We start from the raw sequence: 21,429 nt of genomic DNA, 5'->3' as shown, positions 1-21,429 counted from the left end.
ACCGTATGCATCCTACAACGCATATCTGAAATCCTTCTCCACTATTACCTTGATGTCCTCAGGTGTTCCCTGATGTACTGTGTTCGCGCGGAGTGTATCCCTGCTCTCCACGATACAATTCTCGATGATGGAATTATCACCGATGTTGACATCGTTAAGTATGATCGAGTTCCTGATCACACAGTTATTTCCAATGTATACCTTCTTGAATATAACTGAGTTCTCAACGGTTCCGTTGATGATACAACCGCTTGCTATCAAGCTGTTATTTACCACCGCATCTGCATTGTACTTTGCTGGTGGGAGATCATCCACTCTTGAGTAGATATCCGGATGCTGTTTGAAGAAGAAGTCTCTTACGTCCTTCTTGAGGAAATCCATATTAGCTCTGTAATATGACTCCTTTGTTCCTATGTTTCTCCAGTAGCTGTCCATCTTGTATCCGTAAATTCTCTTGACACCCTTATATCTCACGAGAATATCTCTTACGAAATCATTTCTTCCCTCGTTGGCACATGTCTCAAGAAGTTCGATGAGCTGTCTTCTTCTTATGACATATACACCTATGGAAACCGTGTTGGTTCCTGCCACAAGAGGCTTCTCCTCGAAGTCTATGATCCTGCCATCCTCGTTCATCTTGATAACACCAAATCTGTTGATGTCATCCTCGCCCGGTGCCATATCCTTGCATACAACCGTGATATCTGCACCATTGCTTATATGCTCCTCAAGAACCTTGTTGTAGTCAAGCTTGTAGATACCGTCTCCTGAAGCGATAACTACATATGGCTCATGGCTCTCCTTGAGGAACTTGATATTCTGATAAAGTGCATCTGCTGTTCCCTTGTACCAGTAGCTGTTAGCTGCTGTGATGGTAGGTGTGAAGATGAACAGACCTCCCTGCTTTCTTCCGAAATCCCACCACTTGCTTGAGTTCAGATGCTCATTCAGTGATCTTGTGTTGTACTGTGTGAATACCGCTACCTTCTGAATATGAGAATTAGTCATATTGGAAAGTGCGAAATCAATTGCTCTGTAGCTTCCTGTGATAGGCATGGCTGCAACGGCTCTCTTTGCTGAAAGATCTCCCAGCTTATTGCTGTTACCACCTGCCAGAATAATTCCTAATGCTCTCATGTCTACTCACCTGCCTTTATAATACTACCGCCACTCGGAAGTGTTCCGTCCGGATAATCCGAAGGATCTGTGTCACCGAATATTGCAGTGTTCTTACCTATTGTTACGCCCTCAGGTATAACTGAGTTCTCACCTATAGTAACAAGGCCAAATGCGTAGATATTAGGCTTCATCTCATTGACAGCTTCCTCACCAACTCCAAGCTTGGCATTTGCACCAACCTTGACATTCTCGGCAATGATTCCCTTTTCAACATAGGCACCAGCTTCGATCGTAACCCCATTCATTATAATCGAATCCTTAACGACCGCACCCTCTCCTATGGTTACACAAGAGCCTATAACTGAATTCTCAACGGTTCCGTATATCTCGGTCCCCTCTCCGATGATACACTTGGATACCTTTGCCGCTTCATCTATGTACTGAGGTGGTATGGCGTCTGTCTTCGTATATATCTTCCAGAATTCCTCATACAGATTGAACTCAGGAACTATGTCGACAAGCTCCATGTTGGCCTCCCAGTATGAACCGAGAGTTCCTACATCCTTCCAGTATCCCTTGAAATCGTATGCACATATCTTGTTGCCGTTCTCATGGCAGTATGGAATGATATGCTTACCGAAATCGCATCCCGGCTGATCCTTCATGGTAACAAGTGCCTCGCGGAGGATCTTCCAGTTGAATATGTATATACCCATGGAAGCCTTGTTGCTTCTTGGGTTCTCCGGCTTCTCCTCAAACTCTGAGATGATGCCGTCATCATTCGTTATAACTACTCCGAATCTGCTTGCCTCCTCCCATGGAACCTGGTATGTGGCAAGTGTCACATCCGCATTCATGGACTTGTGATAGTCAAGCATGTGTTCATAATCCATCTTGTAGATATGATCACCGGAAAGTATGAGAACATAGTCTGGATTGTAATAATCTATGAACTCTATGTTCTGGTAGATAGCGTTGGCAGTACCTGTGTACCATTCGCTGTTGTTGCTCTTCTCGTATGGTGGAAGCACTGTGACACCACCAATGTTTCTATCGAGATCCCAAGGAATACCGATTCCGATATGCTGGTTAAGTCTGAGTGGTCTGTACTGTGTAAGTACACCTACTGTGTCAATCCCCGAGTTGATACAGTTGCTCAGTGGGAAATCGATTATCTTGTATTTGCCGCCAAATGCTACCGCTGGCTTGGCAAGCTTGGATGTAAGAACTCCAAGACGGCTGCCCTGTCCGCCAGCAAGGAGCATGGCGATCATTTCTTTTTTAATCATGTAAGTCACCTCTCCATGCAAAATTATAAAGACATTATACCATCCTTTTTATAATAATCAAAGTTTTTTATGCATTTTCACAAAAAAAATGCGCATTTTTCGATTTTTTTAAACATTTTTTACTCAGGGTATATATGACAAATGATGTATTTTGTCAGTATCAGGCGGTATTTTTTAGTTATTACTTACTTACACTCAATTACATTCTCATATTTTTCTTATATATTATGTAATTTTCATTTTGCAAACGGATATCTTTTTCATATAATGACTATATCGGAAGAAAATCATACAAAATACAAATGAGGTGTTGAATATATGTCAGAGATATTAGTAAAAGAATACCGTGGAAATATTGTTGAGAATGCACACCGCGGCTCCATCGCAGTTGTGTCATCCACGGGAGATACAATCGCCTACCTTGGCGACATAGAGAAACAGACTTTCATGCGTTCCGCAAGCAAGCCTATACAGGTGCTGCCTACACTGCTGGCAGGACTTCACAGAAGGTTCAACCTCACCGACGAGGATGTTGCCATGTTCAACTCTTCCCACTGGGGAAGCAACCATCATATATTTGTGCTGGAGGAGATCTCGCGCAAGACAGGATTGAATCCCGATGACATGATCATGAAGCCATGCGCTTCCACATCAGCTTCAGCGCTGGCGGCAAAGCTCACCGACAGGTCAAAGCTCCACCCAAGGCAGGGACAGAGCAAACTTCAGCACTGCTGCTCGGGAAAACATTTCAGCCTTATGTTGCTCCAGAGAGAGCTCACCGGTAAGCCGGACGGCTATCAGCTCAAGGATTCCCCTGTACAGCAGCAGATAATCAATTTCATATCCATGCTCAGCCAGACCCCTACATTCAAGATCGGGCTCGGCATAGACGGCTGTGGAGTTCCGGTATTTGCACTGCCACTTAGAAGCATCGCCATGTCCTACGCAAAGCTCATGGATCCATTCAGCCTGTCAAACGAACTCCGGGAGACTATAGACTACAACTTCTCATGCATCCACAAATATCCTGAGAAGATCAACGATTACGGAACACCTTCATATTATATCAACCAGAATCCTGACCTCATAATGAAGGACGGCTCCAGAGGTGTTATATGTATGGCGATAAAGAGCATGAAGCTCGGTATCGCAGTAAAGCTTGAGGACGGATGGACGGATGAATATCAGGGAATGATAATCGCAAACATACTCGAACAGCTCAAGTACGAAAACACTGAACTCATCGAGAAGCTGAAAAACTGCTACACGACCAAGCTGTTCAACGACTGCGGCATTGAAGTGGGTCACTCAGAGGTCGACTTCAAGCTCGATATAGATCCTACATTTTTTGAGAAGCCTGAGGAGTATGTCGACTCCGATCCTGAATTTGGCGACACTGAATCAGATGAAAAATATGACCCTGATCTTGACAGCGCATTTGCTGATGAATACGATCCTGATCTCGACAGTGCATTTGCAGACGACGATACGGATACTTCCATCCACGCAGAACCGATAATTACAGATGCGCTGGATGACGATACGGATGATGAGCAGGAGGAAAATGACAGCAGCTTTGAGATAGACCTTTTCGGAGACGGCAATCTGGTGGATGCCGCCCCTGAGCGCACACCAGAGGAGGAAAGAGAGTTTCGCAACAAGAAGTCCATCCTCGGAATGACAGTTGTAAAGCCTTCGGCCAACAAGACATTTATCAGCAATCCACGCGTGGATCCTATAAGTGTAAACTCACATACAGTTGAGGCGCAGCCGGACACACCTGAATCTGACCAGAAAGACAATTCCGCGATTCCTGAATTTATAAAGAAGGAAATAAAATCTGCAAATATCATTTCACAGAAAAAGAGAGACTGACAGAGCAGATAAGATACAGGCTCTTGGCATTGCCTGCACATACAAAAAGGCCGGTACACATACACCGCATACAATATGCGTTTATGTGTACCGGTCTTTTGCATTCCCCATCACAGACTTTTCAGGCTGTCCTTACAGGATGGACATATCCCGATGAATTCCAGGTTGTGTGACAGTATGACGAAATCGCTGTCCGCCTCCACGCCCATCTGTGTGATGGAATCCTGATATGGAAGCTCACTGTCAAATATCCTGTCACATACCTTGCAGCGTATGTGATAGTGATTCTCGGTATTGCCATCAAAATGCTCCATCTTGTCCCCTGAATACACATTCATGACAATTCCCTCATCAACCGCATCAGAGAGCACCCTGTACACAGTTGATTTGCCTATCTTATATCCTCTCTTTTCCAGTTCATCTATCAGACTCTGGACTGTAGGATGAGTCTTGAGCTCCTTTATAACAGAGTATATGACCTGTTTCTGCCATGTGTTACGCTTCTCACTCATTGTATAGTCCTCCTTCTGGTATTTATAATTTTCTATTAGGAACAGTTCTCTATAAGAGTAAGATAACACATTCCATATATTATTTCCACTATTTTTATAATGTAAGTTTTTCCTGTGATTCGATTCCATATATGAGCATTTGCATGTGATCATATATATCACTGTCTGGTGAAGGTATATAACCTCAGTCCATGCTCTGTCCAGAGAGCGGTCTGGTCGTTGTAGCCAGTTCCCGCAAAGTTCGGAGCAAGGTTCACTCCAACGCGGTTAAACACTGCACCGGACGCCTTTACATATTCCTTCTCGCCCTGAAGCTTTACCACCTTGTCTATCGCACTCTGGGTCAGGGAATCAGGTTTCACATGCACCGGCGTAACAGTGTTGATGAGATCTCCCATGAGCTTTACGCTGTACTGCAGGCTTCTGCCCTCCATGACATAAACTGCATTCTCGTCAAGTCCCTTAGTCCGCATATGCTTGTAAGTGTAATTCGGTATCACCTGTCCCTCATAATAGCAGGACACCGCCTCGGAGCCATCCTGGGAAACCACCATGAACTGGTACACATTCCTCCGGAGATCTGACACTGTGCCATTCTCGATCCTGTGATATTCGCCGAACTGAAATGTGCGCCTGTGTCTCTTGTAGAACTCCACCTGCTCTTCTATTGCCTCCAGATCTTTCTTCTTCATATCGCACAGATTGCACTCATAGCCCAGCACGCCAAATGCCGCCACTCCGAATCTCGTCTCAAGCGGGGTGACTCTGAGTGTCTGGTGATTCGGGCATCCGGACACGTGACTGCTGACTACCGACATAGGGTAGCCATAGCTGTAACCCGTCTGTATCTCAAGCCTCTCCCTGGCATCCGTGTCATCACTCGCCCATATCTGCGGCATGTAACACAGTATACCGAGATCGAATCTGTTTCCCCCGGCGGCACATCCCTCAAACAATATCTCAGGGAAACGCTCCGTGAGTCTTCCCATGATGTCGTAGAGTCCAAGCACATATCTGTGTCCAAATTCACTCTGCCTGTCAGGCGGCAGCGTCTGACTGTAGCGGTCAGACATAATCCTGTTCATATCCCACTTAACATACGATATATTGGCAGATGAGAACACATTTGTCATGGCTTCCACTATATGGTCTCTCACATCCTTATTGGTGAGATCCAGAAGCATCTGATGACGCCCCTCGGCGTGGCTCTGTCCCGGCACTCTGACCGCCCACTCCGGGTGTGCCCTGTAGAGATCACTGTCCTCGTTCACCATCTCCGGCTCGACCCATATACCAAAGTCAAGTCCAAGTGCATTTATCTTGTCAGCAAGCTGCTTCACTCCGCCCGGAAGCTTGCTGCGGTTCTCCTGCCAGTCTCCAAGTGAGGATGTGTCATTGTCCCTGTGTCCGAACCAGCCGTCATCCATGACGAACAGCTCTATGCCGCACTTCTTTGCCTCTTTTGCAAGCTTCAGCAGCTTCTTCTCATTTATATCAAAGTATGCGGCCTCCCAGCTATTCAGCAGAACAGGCCTCTCCCGGTCCGCCCAGCGGCCTCTGACTATATGTCTTCTGACAAATGCATGCATATGACTGCTGACACCGCAAAATCCTGAATCTGAATATGTCATGACCGCCTCCGGCGACTGGAATGACTGTCCCGGCTCAAGCGCAAATGAAAATCCTTCCGGATTGATGCCGCTGAGTATACGCATACGTCCATATGAATTCTGTTCACAGCTCTCCATATGGTCTCCTGAATATATGAGATTGAAGCCGTAACACTCACCGTGTTCCTCTGAACTGCCGTGCTCAACCACCATGAAGAACGGATTGGCCCTGCTGCCCGAGGTTCCGGTCGACGATGAGACAGACACTCTTCCCTGCCTTACAGGGTGCACCGATCTGTGCATTTCCCTCGCCCAGGCTCCTCCGAAATGTATCATGTCATATTCCTGATACATTCTCATATCAAACTGCATGGACATAAGTCTGTCCACCCGCTCCACGTCATCACTTTCATTTGTCAGGCGGGCACTTCTGGTTATCACGTCGCAGTCATCCCATGTGACATATATTAGCTCAAGCTTCTGTCTGTAGAATTTGTCCCGGAGGGTTATTGTGAGCTGTGTTACCTCGCCCGCTGTATTCTGTCGCTCATATGCTTGTATGCTCTGCAATTCACCAGCCACACCGCTTCCCACTTCTGTGCCTTGCTGCTCATTTACTGTGTTGAATCTGCCATCTGTCCCCCTATGATATTCCACCGCACACGGAAGTCCTTCAAGCTCATCCCTGCCGTTTTTTATCTCGTATGAGTCGTACACAAAGTCGCAGGTCGTACTGCCATTTGCATGGGTCATACAGACAAATGGTTCGCTGACATCCCCCTTGCCGGTTGACGACAGTTCCTGCAGCAGACTTTCTAAGGTAAGTCCACCATCCAGCGCTATGGCATTGCCGGTCTCGAACAGGCTGCGGTCATGTGCCACATCCCAAAGTCCCGCAATATTCTGATCTCCGCAGTCCAGACTCCTGCCACCGTAGTACAGGTGCTCAAGGTGTCCATCCGGGCGCACGCACATGGCATACTGCGTCGACTTTGTCTCCAGTATGAATACCTGATGTTCTTCTATATATCTGTTCATAGCGGTTCCTCCTATCTAAGTTTCGTCATGATCTCCTGCATCCTCTCCTCGGTCAGCTTGTATTTCCTGATGAAGAATACAAGTCCTATGATGAGAAGGACTATCGGAACGACCGTCATCATCATGGAAAGTCCCATGAGAGTTCCTGTGCTCTGCTCTATGACTTCCGATGTTCCATCTGCCGGCTGGGTAAGTCCGACCCATTTGATCGCAAGTCCGGCAAAGAACACTGCAACTCCCGATGCAAGCTTTACTACAAATGTCTGCATGGAGCATATGACGCTCTCATCTCTCTGCCCATTCTTGTACTCTCCGTAGTCTATGCTGTCGGCAAGACACACAGTTATCAGCACATTTAGAAGTCCGCTTCCCGCAAATACCAGAAGTCCCGGGATGAACAGAACGTACCAACAAGGCACTCCGCCCACCGTCATACGGGTAACACCGGCAAGGCTGCAGGCAAGCAGCATCACATATCCGACGATTTCATATACTACCGAATGTACAAACAGCTTTCTCTTGGACATCTTCTTTCTAAAGAGCGGGAACAGCATCATAGCAAGTATCTGCGCACCGCCGCCAAATGCGGAGAACAGCGCATATCCGCTCTCACTTCCTATGTCATATGTGAAAAAATATATGAGCAGGTTGCTTGTTATATAGAGTGCAGAGTTTACGAGCACGATGGTGATGACCACCGCCAGAGCCTGGTCATTTGTCACCAGTGAATGGAACATCTCACCTATGCCATGGGACTCCACTACTGTGTCACCCCTCTCCTTTACATTTGCCACGCAAATGGCCTCCGAGATGACGAACACCACTGCAACCAGAAGAGCCCACCACTTGAAGCCGATGCGGTAATCCGTGATCTTCAGCTTGTCCGCCGCCAGGGCTGCGCCGCTGATGGCTGGAACTACTATCATAGTAAGTACAGTAGGGATGGCAGAACCCACGCCCGCGCAGGATCTTGCAAGTGCAGACAGATTCTCCCTCTCCTTGCCCGGCTCAGTGATGGCCGGGATCATGGACCAGTACGGAATATCCATCAACGTGTATGTGATTCCCCACAGGAAATATGTCACTGTCAAAAACACCTTCATCCCACCAGCTCCCATGCTTTCCGGCACGGCGAACATCGCATAGAGGACAACCGCGTTCAGCACGGTTCCCGAGAATATCCACGGTCTGAACCTTCCCCATCTGCTTCTGGTCTTTGCCACCACGATACCCATGACAGGATCGTTAAATGCATCAAACACTCTCGCCGCCATCAGCACTGTTCCTATGAACACTGAGCTGACGCCAAGCACAGAATTGTAGTAGTACAGTATATAGCTGGCTACCAGCATATACACCATGTCTTTTCCCACGGCCCCTACTCCGTAGGCTATCTTTGTCTTTTTCTGAAGGCCGCCCGCAGGTGCGCCATTCTGTGTATTATCCTGTGAATTTTCTCCCATATATAACCTCCTTAAAGGCCTAACCTTTTATATCTGCAAGCCTTGTCTCAAGCCACTTGTCAATATCGTCAAATACCTTATCCCTGCACAGCTCATTCAGTATCTCGTGTCTGCAGTCCTCATACAGATAGCATGCCACATTGTGCGAAACTCTCCTGTGGTATAACTCGTAGAGCTTCAGAACATCCCTGCCGTAATGTCCAACAGGATCCCTGTCACCGGACACAAACAGAACCGGCACATTCTTCGGTATTTTCGCTATGTTCCTGTCCTCCTGTATATAGTGGAGTGTATTGAACAGCGTCTCGTAGCCCTTCAAGGTAAATGAGAACTGGCACAGCGGATCATCCACATATGCATCCACGCGCTTCGGGTCACGGCTCACCCAGTCTTTATTCGTCCTCTTTCTCACCTCACCGTCCACGATAGTGGTCTTCGGGATACCCCTGTTGTATGTTCCAAATGCCAACACTTCCATGAGGGTACTTCTGTATCTCTCGCCGTGCTGACTCTTCTCAAGCTCCAACACAAGTCTTCCGATCTGCAGCATATACTCAGGCATGCTTCCAGTTCCCATGCAGATAAAGCCGTCCACACTTGAGCCCTCCGTGTAAGGTGACGGATATTTTGGATCCCAGCCGTAGTCACTCATGTATCGTCTCGCCATAAATGAACCCATAGAGTGTCCCATCAGGAAGAACGGTACTCCTTTGTATGCCTTCTTCAGACTTCTAGTGACTCTATGAAGATCCGCGACTATTGCCTTGCTCGCATCGTAGGCATTCATATATCCAAGTTCATCCATATTTGCCGCCGTGAGTCCATGTCCCAGATGATCATTTCCTGCCACCACAAAGCCCTTTGCTGCAAGATACCTTGCAAATTCATCATATCTGTCTATCAGCTCTATCATTCCATGGGATATCTGAAGTATCGCTCTTATCTCCCCCTGTGGCTCCCACACGATAACGTGCAGCTTGTCCTTGCCATTTGATGATGGTATAAATGTCTCTTTCTTCTTTACCTTATACATAATGTAACCCTCCATTCTCAGTTCTTCATATTCATCGCCAGTTTTACGACCTCATACGCTCCGTCGTATATTCCATCCAGTTTGTTCCGCTTTATGTTCTCACACATATCTGTGAGTATGCTGTCATCCTGCATGAACAGCTTCATCATCTGTAGAGTGTGCGGTATATCACGGCACTCCAGTGTTCCATCTCCGATCTCCGCCGAGTGTATCGCCCCCCACTGCTCATGCCCGCCAACTCTCTTGATGAACAGCTTTGGAACTGGATAAAAGGCCAGCTCAGACGGCTTCGTTATGAGTACATCACAGCTTCTCATGAGAAGGTTGGTGCAGTACACAGCCTCATATATATTCTCATGGCAAAATGCGTGTATTCCGTACACCTCTTCCTTAAGAGCCTTATCCGCAAATGCTGTGGTGTAGCTCCAGTCATCGAAATGTGTAGTGACAAGGCTCTCCACGGCGGGTATCTCTCTCACCAGCTCTTCCCACACGTTCATGTAGTCGCCCACATTTACATACAGGACCATGTTGCCCTTCTTCACGCTGGCAAGCGCCGTCCTGATGATAGCTGCAAATATATCCTTCTGTGCTCCGGCACCTCCTATGGTGAGAAGGAAACGCATCGGTGCCTTTTTCTTTCTTCTCTCTATTCTCCTGTCGCAGTCCTCCTCTATGGCTGCCACCAGCTCATGGTCTATATAGTGTCCAACGTATCTGATTGAATCACCGGGCATAGGCTTAAGCACCTCGTTGCCCTGCATTCCGTTCAGGGTCCTGTATCCGAGGTATGCCGATCTGGTCTGAACCGTGTGAAGGCTTCCCTCCGCAAGGTGGAGCGCCATAGGCCAGTTGTCAGGGATTGCATTCACCACATGTTTCATTCCTGCATGAACCGCCGCCTGGGCAGGCCACACATGTGTCGCCACAAGCGGGATATCCTTCGGAACATTCCTAAACACCGGTGTCATGAGCTCCGCATTCATCTGATCTGTGGCATTGTATGACAGCTTCCTGAAGCCCTCATAATTCATAGGCTCCCACACCGCCTTGTTGAAAGCCTTACTCTTTCCAGAGATCCTGGATCCCAGGGAATAGAGCTTGTTCTGCGCCTCTATGACCTTTCCTCCAGTGGTCTCACTGTAGGAATTGAGATCCATCCAGTACGGCTTGTATCCCAGATGATTGGCCGCTGATGCTATCGCCATGGATATCCTGTAGTGTCCGAATCCCATCCTGATATTGCCAACTATGATTCCTTTGTCCCTGTCAAACGCCTCACGTTCACCGGCATCCGCATCATCACTGACTCCGCCATCGATCACAATATTTGAAACCCCAAGAGAATCCCCAATATACGGATTTTTCACAACTGCAAGAGGATAATCCACGTCACTGTCATCACCGAATCTTTTTACAAATCTCTCTTTGGAGTTCTCCGCCTTTTTGACGACCTGACTGCTCATCCTGTTGCCAAATACAACCTCAGATCTCTTACCCATAACACAACCTCCTGTCTTTTATATATACCGCCCATCTCGCCCCAGTGAATGAAACCGGCCGCGGGCATCAATTCCATATAATCACTTCATTCATAGCGGTTCCTACTCCTTACAGGATATGCCATCCATAAGTACATCAAGTGTATACTGCACCGCCTCGTCAAATGTAAGTCCCGCGTCTATCAGGACTGTAGTCTCCATGTATTTCTCAAGCGTGGCCTCGAACATCGTCTTGATGACCGGAATCGGAATATTCCTTATAACACCCTCGGCAATTCCGCGCTTCAGAAGCTCTATGGTATTATCCCACTGCTGCTCCATCATTACTCTCACCCGGGCAAATATCCGTGGATATGAATTCTCCAGCTGGTATATCTGCCGCCAATCCAGCTCGCTGTAGCTGTCCGGCATGGCTATGAGAATCGCCTTTATCTTCTCCACCGTGGTCAGGCGGTCGTCATCCATGACCGCCTGTTCACTTCTCTTGATCTGCTCGTATATATATGTCGCCGTGTCAAAGAACAATGATTCCTTGTCCCTGACGACCTGATATATGGTTTTCTTGCTCACTCCAAGTCGTCTTGCCATATCGTCCATGGTGAATTTGAACCCTTTCTCCCGGAACTCCTCTATGGTCGCCTCATATATCCTCAATTTAAGCTGCTGCTGTGCTTCTCCGTCCATAACTCCCTCCTGTCCATCCGTGTCTGTCAGCTTCCTGTACATACTTCCCGCTCAGGAAACTCGGAAACTATTTTTAGTTTTCCCGTTTCCTTAATGATAACATTTCTTTGTAGATATTGCAATAATAAAAAATACGGCATCTCCCAAAGCGGAAATGCCGTATAGTACATCATATATGTTCAGTTGGAATCGCGATTTTCCCGAAAAATATTTCTAGATATAATATTTCTGTCTTTGTATCACTCCTATGGCTGCTCCACATCAAGCACATACAGCTCATGGAGTGCTCTCGTACAGGCTATATAGTGCGCATGTCTTGTGACCATGCTTCCGTCGTAGGTTCCGTCCGTCATGACGTACACTGCATCGAACTCCATTCCCTTTGCAAGGAACTTTGGAAGTACGACCACACCGCCCGCATAGACAACCGACTGATTGGTGATGAGCGTCACCTCGGTGTACTCGGAAAGCTGTTTGTACACTTCGTAGGCGTCTGCCTCGTCATTTGTCAGGATAGCTATGTTGTCGTAGGCGTCCATGTCTCCGTAGCTCAGCTTGTCATTTATGAACTCCACAGCTTCATCCAGTGACTCACACTGTATCTCCTCAGGCACCCTGCCGTGTCTCTCCACAGTGTTGCCGCCTACGCCCTCTCCGCCAAGTATACCGTTGCAGAACTCGGTGATCTCCGCTGTGGATCTGTACGATGCGAGCAGCTCCTTGAGCTCATAACCGCCTCGTCCGTTCCTTCTTGCAAATATCTTCGTCAGGACATCAACAACCGTCTCCTCCGGATCATAGAAGAGCACCTGATATCTGTCGCCGAGTATAGTCTTCTTGCAGTCAAATACCCTGTCTATCACCGCATACTGGAATATGTTATAATCCTGCATCTCATCTATGACGAGGTGCTTGATATTGTTGTAGGAATGACATCCGTAGAAATACACCTGCAGGTAAAGTATAGGAAGGATATCCTCATAGCATATCTTTCCATATTCATTTCTGTACTCCGATATACCCGGATATTTCTTCTCCATCTCCGCCAGGAATCCAACATACAGCTCAACCAGATTCCTCTCTGCAAATAAATTTACCATCTGCTTCTGTATCTGCCTTGCCAGATTACGCTTCTTCTCGTCCGGGAACTCCTTTGGTGAATTATCCTCCACCCTGTCTACTATGAAGTATGCTATGTTCTCGAATCTCTCATACACAGGTTTTCTCGCAAATCTTCCATTGAACATGGCAGCTATATCCTCGCCTGTATACTCCACCTTCTGATAGTGGAAATTTCTGAACTTTATACCTGACACATACCTGTCCAGATACTCATTGAAACTGTCGTAGAAAGAGATGGACGACTTGACTTTGATATTTCTCATCCTCTGGTTGTCCTGATCGCCGCTGTCTATAATGAACTCCGACTGATCCAGCTTGCTCTCATATTCCTCCTCTATGAAAAGAAGCTCCTCAAGCAGACTGTCAAATTCCTTCTCAGGCACACTGTTCTCCTCGAGCTCCGGGAGAACCTCTGATATATAATCGCCAAATATACTGTTTGGAGACAGTATCATGACATTGTCACTCTCAAGTGTCTTGTAGTTGTACAACAGCCACGCCAGTCTGTGCATGGCTATGACCGTCTTACCGCTTCCGGCGCGGCCGTCCACTATAAGGTTATACGCCGTGCGGTTTCTTATGATCGCATCCTGCTCCTTCTGTATGGTAGCCACCACATTTTTCATCTTAACACCACTGTTGCCGCCAAGGGCCTCCAGCAATATGGCGTCGTTGATGTTGGAGTCAGTATCCACCGCGTCTTTAAGTCTGCCATTTGACACCAGAAACTGTTTCTTCTCCACTATGTCTCCAGAAAACTCATCATCTTCCATGTCATCCACATGGACATTGTAGGATGCCGATCCCTTTTCATAAGCATAATACATAGAGGATACAGGTGCTCTCCAGTCGTACACAAGCTGCTGCCCATTCATATCTGACTGATAACCGCTCATACCCACATATACCGGGAGATACTCTTCGTCATCTTTATATTTGAATACAAATTTGCCAAAGTACGGCACCTTCTTCTGGTGCTCATACACCTCCAGGCGCTTCGCAGCTCTTCTGAGGAATGCCTCATCATTGTTCACCGACTGCATGTTCTGCAGGAACTCCTCGTCGTCCATGTCTCCATGGCTGTCACGCATGTACTTCTTCTGTTCCTTTATATTGTCCTTTCCAAGCTCCATGGAGCCCTCAGTTATACTGATGCTGTAGTCGAGCTCCATCTCCACATTGTCAAAATAATCCTCTTCATCCTCCATCGTGGAGACTTTATATTCTTCCAAATCCTTATTTTCTGCCATCTTATCTGCCTTTCACTATTTTACCTTTACGCGCTGTACACTGCTCCAGCCGCCATAAATGGTCTTGCCGCCAACTCTTCTGTAGGTTCTCATCCTCACATAACAATATTTTCCTGAGGACAGGGAGCTTATCCTGCGCCTGAGCTTTGTGGACTTATTTATCGTTGCCACCTTATATCTGTCAAATTTCGACGATGTACTGTACTGGATCTGATATCCGCTGACATACCTGACCTTGTTCCATGTTACATCCACCGTCTTTCTGGAATTTGATCTGACCGTTTTCGCCTTGCATCCCGGCATCCTGTACAATCTGACACCAGCCATATCATATGAGCTCGCCACAGTACTCCTGAACGCCTTTACAGTGTATGTGTAGTTCCTGTAATCTGACACATTTTTATCGACAAATGTGAGCGTTCCCGCTGACAGCACCTTGTACTGCTTCCATCCGTTCTGCCCCGGTGCCCTGCGGTATATTTTGTATCCACTCGCGCCCTTTACTTTGTTCCAAGATACCTTCACGCCGGAATATTCATTCTTCACAGTGTACTTTGGCTGGGTGAGCCGTACAGATGCCTTTGTAACCGAAGCTTTTCCTGTCAGAGAGTCTTGTACACCCTTCACAGCGTACCGGTATCTGCTTCCCGGCACTGCTGTTTTGTCTGTGTAGCTTCTGACATCCGCTCCATTGAGCTCAGCTATACATGTATATCCATCTGTGACTGATCTCCTGTATATCCTGTACCCCGTCGCTCCATCAGCAGCCGTCCAGGTCAGCCTGAGTCCATCCTTTGTGTTTACCAGCGTGCTCACACTGCAGTCTCCAACCGCCGTCTCCGGCGTTTCCCCCGCAAATGTATCTGCAAAGTAATCTGCCATATACGGACATCCATATCCGCAATATTTGTCCTTGCCTGCCGTTCCAAGATCCACCGAATAAGATATGAGTCTGTCCTTCAGCTGGTCACTGCCAAGCCCCGGCTCAGCCAGCTTCACATAGGCTGCTGCAGCCGATATGTGAGGTGCCGCCATGGATGTTCCTGTATTGACATGTCCGTGATTCGTTCCGGTCTTCCACGCCGATGTTATATAAGTTCCCGGAGCAGAGAAATCCACTGCATCACCATAGTAGGAATATGCATCGTCAAACTCCACCGTATCTGCAGCGATCCTGTCTGCTGTCTCCTCCGTTCCAGCCTTCTGCATAAGTGCCGACACTGTTATCACATCACTGCTGTCCGCAGGATATGACACACCTTCCACGTCGCTGATCTCCCAGTTGTTCACAGCACTGTTCGTATTGCCCGCAGCAACACACATGATCACATTGTTTTCCCTGGCACTCTTCAGAAGCTCGTCAAGCATTGCCCTGGTGGTGTCATTTGCATTTTTACCATAGAAGCAGAAACTCATATTGATCACGTCTGCGCCGCTGTCAAGAGCAGCCATGATTCCCTGCTGTACCGTTGACACTGTGGTTGCTCCCCGGCTTGTGAAACATTTGATGATCGTGAGCTGGACATTGTCCGGTGTCGCATCCGCTATTATACCCGCCACATGACTTCCATGTCCCATGTTGTCTCCGTAGTCGCTCCGGTCTTCGCCCTCACAGCAGTTCATACTTCCTTTCTCATTTATCCTGCCTTCAAACAGAGTATCCGAGGAATTAACTCCGGTATCTATGACCGCCACATTTACCTTAGCATCCAGCTTGTACTCTGACACCTCCGCCTTGAGCCTGTCCATTCCCATGTACCTTGTGCCCCAGCTTACAGCCTTATATGTCTCCGATGCAGCAAGCATGGCATCAACGTTCCGCTGTGCAGCATACGAATTTGAATCCAAATCTGAATCCGCCAGCACATCTTCTGAATATATGACCTGATCAAGCATACATTTGTCAGGCTCGTACTCTTCCTGAAGCCTTTCGTATGCCTGTTTCGTCGCTTCCTCGGTATCGTAGCCAAGCACATAGTAATCATATTTGTCATAACAGATGACTGTTGTCGCGCCATAGGTCTCCGGCACTTCATCTGTATACAATATGATCCTGCGAAGACTGTATATGTCGGCTGACTCACAGCTGTACATTGCCGCTGCATCGACATCCGCTCCTCTATCCATCACATCGGCAGAGTTTACCACATCAGCTTCGTCCATGGAATCTCTAAGCTCTGACACACTGGTTACGTATTCTACATTTTCATAATCCTGCGCGTACACCTTGGTATATGTGCCAGGCGCTGCCAGCCCACCTGCCAGCACCACACAGGCAATCAGGTACGACCACCTTTTCCTTCTCACCTATATTCCTCCTGTATATAAAAACAGCTCTTTAAACCACATAGTTATCTTTTAGTATAACATAAATGTGCCGCAGATGGTGAGTAATATCTGTAACCCAAAGCCTCCACAGCACATATTTTATATCAGAGGTATATAAACCTCTGACAACACAATACGGAGGTAAAGTAATGGCAACATTCACTAATCAGGCAACTCTGTCCTACAACGGAGGATCCACCAATTCCAATATCATAACTGGAGAAATCATTGAAGTCCTCACAGTCTCCAAGACGGCTGTGGTGGACACCTACAGAACACCGGATAAGATCACTTATGTGATAAGTCTCATCAACTCCGGAACTACCACACTCACAGGTCTGTCTCTCACGGATAATCTGGGAGCATATGCAGTGGGAAATACAACAGTATATCCTCTCACATATATTCCGGATTCCATCAGATACTACACCAACGGAACTCTGGTAGCTGCCCCGGCTGTCGGTGCTGCAGCACCGCTGACGATCACTGGAATCTCCGTTCCAGCGGGCGGAAATGCTACTATTATATATGAGACAGCAACAAATGAATTTACACCTAGAGGCAATGAGGATTCCGTGACCAACACTGTTACAGTAACCGGCGCAGGACTTGCCAACGCAGTCACTGCAACTGAGTCGGTTTCCCCTGTTGCGGCTCCCGATCTCGCCATCACAAAGTCTGTGAGTCCTAGCGTAGTTGCAGAGAATGGGCAGATCACTTACACCTTCCTTATAGAGAACTACGGCAACACCGAGGCATCCGCAAGTGACAACGTCATCATCACAGATACCTTCAATCCGATCCTTACCGGAATCACTGTGACCTACAATGGAAAGGCATGGACAGCGCCGGACAGCTACACCTACAATGAAGCAACAGGCGAGTTCGCAACAGTTGCCGGACAGATCACTGTTCCAGCGGCAACATTCACACAGGATGCAGCCACGGGAGTTATCACCACAACACCGGGAACGGCAACCGTGACTGTCACTGGAACCATATAGCTGGCATGAGCCTATCCGGGTCGACAGCCTGACAGCCTTGGGAACATTTCCCAGAAAATAGCAAAAAAGAGAAAATTTTGTGCTCAAGCTCCCGGATTTCCCCTGAAAAGATACACGACTTCTAATCTATGTATCCTTTTCAGGAATTTGGGGATTTTATAGCACAAAATTTTCCCTTTTTTCAATATAATACCTGAACGCAGCTTGACGCATCACTCCACATTCTTGAGCGCCTCGTCCATCGGAATCTTCTTTATCCTCTTCATCTGCAACAGTGAGATCACCAGATAGCATGTAAAGCTGAGCACGAACATGAGTGGGAATATCCATGGTGCCATGTATATCGGCATCCAGCCGCTTAGCATATCTATCAGCATTGCCCTGTATATAACCTTGATTGACAGGTAACTGAGCAGTATATCAAGCAGCGTCACCACTGCAACCATGACAGTCGTGGATGACAGGTACAGCTTACTGATCTCCTTAGTGTCATATCCCAGTATTTTAACCATGGATATGGACACCGTGTTCTTCTCTACTATTAGTTTTGTGAGCAGATATACGAGAAGCATGAACATAACAAGTGAAAATACAACCACTATGTAGAACATACCTCCCATGGACTTGGTGAGCTGTCTGGATACCTTTATCATGTCATCCTTTGTTATCTCTGACACTACATGATCCTCTATATCGGTCAGCTTGTCATTCGAGAAATATCCGGTGAAGTAATCCTCGTCCTTGTCAAATATTTCTCTGAAATCATCCTCTGTCACGAACACCGCAAGAGCTGCCGGATACACCACAGAACCCGTCACCTTGAGATCATATGTGTCATCAGTATAGCTCTCCTTGAGCTTAAGTTTGTCGCCATCAACTATCTCATATTTGTCTGCGTAGCTGTCAGATACCAGCACATCTCCGTCGTCCAGCTTAACCGGGAAATATTTACTGTCAGAGTGTATTCCATACACCATGATCTCATCATCTATATCTCCAGTCGTCCTTAGCGTCTTCACACAGTAGGTTTCCGCATTATTATTTGCCGTCTCCACCTGTGAATCCAGAACATACTGGTGGTCAGCTATCATATTATCCAATATGTCATTCTGATAGTGCTTCAGCATAGGATTCAACATAAGTCCGAACATCAGCAGAACCTGTGCGAAGTAAATTCCAAGAAGCATGACCACATATCCTGGAATGTTCTGAAGTATGACACGGGTCTTGAACCTTGTCATGAACTTCCAGTGAGGCAGCTTCACCGCCTTCTTTCTCTTTGATCTGCTGAGATCATGCCTCAGGAACCTCAGTGGTGAGAGCTTCAGTTTGCTGTTTACCACTAACAGGTTCACAACGATCATGATTATAAGAGGTATGACTGTTGTAAGCACAAATGCATCGGCATTCCAATACGTCACATACTTAGTGAGGGAATAGCTTGCATAGTAAAGCTGTGCCCCCATATCCTTGAACACCGAATAGCCAAGCACGTTTCCCACCACCGATGCCACAAAAGTAACTATGACAGGAAGTGATATGTAATGAATAAGAAGCTCTCCCTTTGTGTATCCCGAGGCTCTCAGGGTTCCGATGACCGACGCCTCCTTTGTCAGCGTGTTGCTGATGGTCACCGCAAATATAAATGCAAGTATCACTATGACAATATATTCAAACCATTTCATCATATTTGTATCACTGCCAATATCATCCCCTGCAAAGTTGATCGCCTGGTTCTGATATCGTGGAATATAGTTCTCCATCGTAATACCATTCATGGCCGCCTGTGTATACACTGTCTCAAGGAGATCATCCGCAAGCTTCTTCTCATCACTATCATCCTCCGGCATTCCTTCATCGTACATCCATGAGTATGACCATGTCTTACTCTGTGCCGGAAGATCATCAAATTCCTCATTTGTCACAATGGCAATTCCGAATATCGTGGCGTCAAACATGGTGTCGTTGTTGTTCTGGAACATGGTGCTGTAGTCGGAGAATGCCACAAATCCGCACACGCTGTATACCTTGTCACCCACTTTTATATCATCACCGATCTCTATATCGTTGTTCACCGCATACATTCTGTCAATGGCGATCTCATCAGTTTCTGCAGGAAATTCACCATCCATCAGACACATTTTATTTACATCGTGTCTTGGTGCAAATATCCTCAGTGTTCTTACCCCACCATCTGCAGCGTCATTTACAGAGTCCACCATATCATCTGTTGTCTCTGCATCGCTTTCCACATTACCACTATTGCCATCAGAGTCTGATCCGATCTTACTCATAGGCAGTTCATAATACGAAATGTCATAGAGCTTCACGCCCTCATCCTCTATATTGCCCTTCATATTGTCTGACGCCTCATCCGACAGATCAAAATGTCCATCCTCCACGTTGTATTTGTCAAATGTATTGTCGTAGGTTTTCTTCATGCTCTCACCTGCAACCATGAAGCCCGACACCATTCCCGTCGTTATGACCATGAACAGGAATATGACTATATATTTTCCAAGCTCTCCCTTCAGTTCCTTTGGAATTCTTCTCCACAATGGATTTCTCATAACAGATCCCCTTTCCTATTGAACGTCTACCCTGTCTGCCCAATTACCAGTCAAGCTCTACAGCGGATATCTTGTTCTCATTTACAATGTTGCGTCTTATCATGCCGTCCCTGAGCTTCACAGTCCGGTCCGCCATATTCTTGATGGCATCATTGTGTGTGACCATGATTATTGTGTTGCCATACTTCTGGTTCACATCCTCTATGAGCTTAAGTATCTCCTTGGAAGTGTTGTAGTCAAGGGCACCTGTCGGCTCATCACAGAGAAGTATATCAGGATTCTTCACGATTGCCCTTCCAATTGAGGTCCTCTGCTGCTGTCCACCCGACAGCTGATTTGGGAGCTTATGTCTGTGCTCATAAAGCCCCAGAGTCTTTAACAGATCATCCACATCAAGAGGGTTATCGCTAAGGTATGCTCCAACCTCCACATTCTCCTTTACATTGAGATTAGGTATGAGATTATACATCTGGAATACATAACCGAGATGCTTTCTTCTGTATCTGGTCAGTGTCTTCTCATCCATATCCCCTGTCATCTCTCCATCTATGGAGATATAACCGGAATCCGGGCTGTCGATCCCACCTATGATATTGAGCAGAGTTGACTTGCCAGACCCCGATGGGCCAAGCAGCACACAGAACTCGCCCTTTGCGACCTCAAAATCAATTCCTCTAAGTACCTCAGTTCGGTTCTCCCCTGAACCGAAGCTTTTCTTTATCCCACTGATCTTTAAAAAACTGTTGTCTCCCATGATTCTCTCCTTTTCCACATTTTATATTCTCCATAAACACATCGCATAGCTCTCATGCCGTACGCCAATATTTAAACACATGATTATATGTTCATATATTTATTAACACATGTGTAGGCTCTGTGTCAACTATATTAGTGATAAATAATATCAAGTATTCTTTTATACACATTTACAGGAGCATTTGGGGATATCCCAGAAAAAAGAGAAAACCACATTCACATCATATTGATCTGCCTGCTGTTTTCTCTTTTTTACATCTGATTCCACACATGT

Annotated in this window: 14 protein-coding genes; 2 read left to right on the top strand and 12 right to left on the bottom strand. The window is 46.8% G+C overall.

The window, feature by feature from the left end:
• Window positions 1-12: 12 nt before the first annotated feature.
• Window positions 13-1,137 (bottom strand): glucose-1-phosphate adenylyltransferase subunit GlgD, encoded by a 1,125-nt coding sequence (gene glgD, locus DW025_RS00740; protein WP_022217271.1) that lies wholly within the window; start codon window positions 1,135-1,137, stop codon window positions 13-15.
• Between the two features lie 2 nt (window positions 1,138-1,139).
• Window positions 1,140-2,408 (bottom strand): glucose-1-phosphate adenylyltransferase, encoded by a 1,269-nt coding sequence (locus DW025_RS00735; protein WP_022217270.1) that lies wholly within the window; start codon window positions 2,406-2,408, stop codon window positions 1,140-1,142.
• Window positions 2,409-2,726: 318 nt separating this feature from the next.
• Between DW025_RS00735 and DW025_RS00730 the strand changes: the two genes are divergently transcribed.
• Window positions 2,727-4,283, top strand: coding sequence for an asparaginase (locus DW025_RS00730; protein ID WP_119998152.1), 1,557 nt, complete (start codon window positions 2,727-2,729; stop codon window positions 4,281-4,283).
• Between the two features lie 110 nt (window positions 4,284-4,393).
• Here the strand turns inward: DW025_RS00730 and DW025_RS00725 are convergent, their stop codons facing one another.
• The 8 genes from DW025_RS00725 to DW025_RS00690 all read right to left on the bottom strand — a co-directional run bounded on the left by DW025_RS00725 (window position 4,394) and on the right by DW025_RS00690 (window position 16,804).
• Complete coding sequence (locus DW025_RS00725) at window positions 4,394-4,795, bottom strand: Fur family transcriptional regulator (RefSeq protein ID WP_015533691.1); 402 nt, start codon at window positions 4,793-4,795, stop codon at window positions 4,394-4,396.
• A gap of 158 nt (window positions 4,796-4,953) precedes the next feature.
• A complete protein-coding gene (locus tag DW025_RS00720; protein ID WP_119998151.1) occupies window positions 4,954-7,443 on the bottom strand; it encodes an alpha-galactosidase in 2,490 nt (829 codons plus the stop codon).
• Between the two features lie 11 nt (window positions 7,444-7,454).
• Window positions 7,455-8,906: a glycoside-pentoside-hexuronide (GPH):cation symporter gene (locus DW025_RS00715; RefSeq protein ID WP_119998149.1), complete on the bottom strand. Its 1,452-nt coding sequence runs from the start codon at window positions 8,904-8,906 to the stop codon at window positions 7,455-7,457.
• A 19-nt stretch (window positions 8,907-8,925) separates the two neighbouring features.
• Window positions 8,926-9,939, bottom strand: a complete 1,014-nt coding sequence (locus DW025_RS00710) for an alpha/beta fold hydrolase (protein ID WP_119998147.1) — start codon at window positions 9,937-9,939, stop codon at window positions 8,926-8,928.
• Window positions 9,940-9,956: 17 nt separating this feature from the next.
• The gene (locus DW025_RS00705) at window positions 9,957-11,441 is read right to left on the bottom strand and encodes a DUF6937 domain-containing protein (protein WP_119998146.1); all 1,485 of its coding nucleotides are present in this window, start codon (window positions 11,439-11,441) and stop codon (window positions 9,957-9,959) included.
• Between the two features lie 102 nt (window positions 11,442-11,543).
• Window positions 11,544-12,125: a TetR/AcrR family transcriptional regulator gene (locus DW025_RS00700; RefSeq protein ID WP_242992701.1), complete on the bottom strand. Its 582-nt coding sequence runs from the start codon at window positions 12,123-12,125 to the stop codon at window positions 11,544-11,546.
• Between the two features lie 245 nt (window positions 12,126-12,370).
• Window positions 12,371-14,497 (bottom strand): HelD family protein, encoded by a 2,127-nt coding sequence (locus tag DW025_RS00695; RefSeq protein WP_119998144.1) that lies wholly within the window; start codon window positions 14,495-14,497, stop codon window positions 12,371-12,373.
• 15 nt (window positions 14,498-14,512) lie between these two features.
• Window positions 14,513-16,804 carry a S8 family serine peptidase gene (locus DW025_RS00690; RefSeq protein WP_119998143.1) on the bottom strand — a complete coding sequence of 764 codons (2,292 nt, stop codon included), beginning with the start codon at window positions 16,802-16,804 and terminating at the stop codon, window positions 14,513-14,515.
• A gap of 170 nt (window positions 16,805-16,974) precedes the next feature.
• Here DW025_RS00690 and DW025_RS00685 point away from each other — a divergent pair, with 170 nt between their 5' ends.
• The gene (locus DW025_RS00685; protein WP_118758034.1) at window positions 16,975-17,829 is read left to right on the top strand and encodes a DUF11 domain-containing protein; all 855 of its coding nucleotides are present in this window, start codon (window positions 16,975-16,977) and stop codon (window positions 17,827-17,829) included.
• Between the two features lie 212 nt (window positions 17,830-18,041).
• Here DW025_RS00685 and DW025_RS00680 read toward each other — a convergent pair whose 3' ends face one another.
• Together DW025_RS00680 and DW025_RS00675 are read right to left on the bottom strand one after the other, a co-directional pair.
• Window positions 18,042-20,399, bottom strand: coding sequence for an ABC transporter permease (locus tag DW025_RS00680; RefSeq protein ID WP_119998141.1), 2,358 nt, complete (start codon window positions 20,397-20,399; stop codon window positions 18,042-18,044).
• A gap of 43 nt (window positions 20,400-20,442) precedes the next feature.
• Window positions 20,443-21,153: an ABC transporter ATP-binding protein gene (locus DW025_RS00675; protein WP_119998139.1), complete on the bottom strand. Its 711-nt coding sequence runs from the start codon at window positions 21,151-21,153 to the stop codon at window positions 20,443-20,445.
• Between the last annotated feature and the right edge of the window lie 276 nt (window positions 21,154-21,429).

Source organism: Coprococcus sp. AF38-1 (assembly GCF_003603945.1).
Lineage (GTDB): Bacteria > Bacillota > Clostridia > Lachnospirales > Lachnospiraceae > Coprococcus > Coprococcus aceti.
The sequence above is the reverse complement of the archived record's forward strand: the minus strand, read 5'-3'. Positions and strand labels throughout refer to the sequence as shown.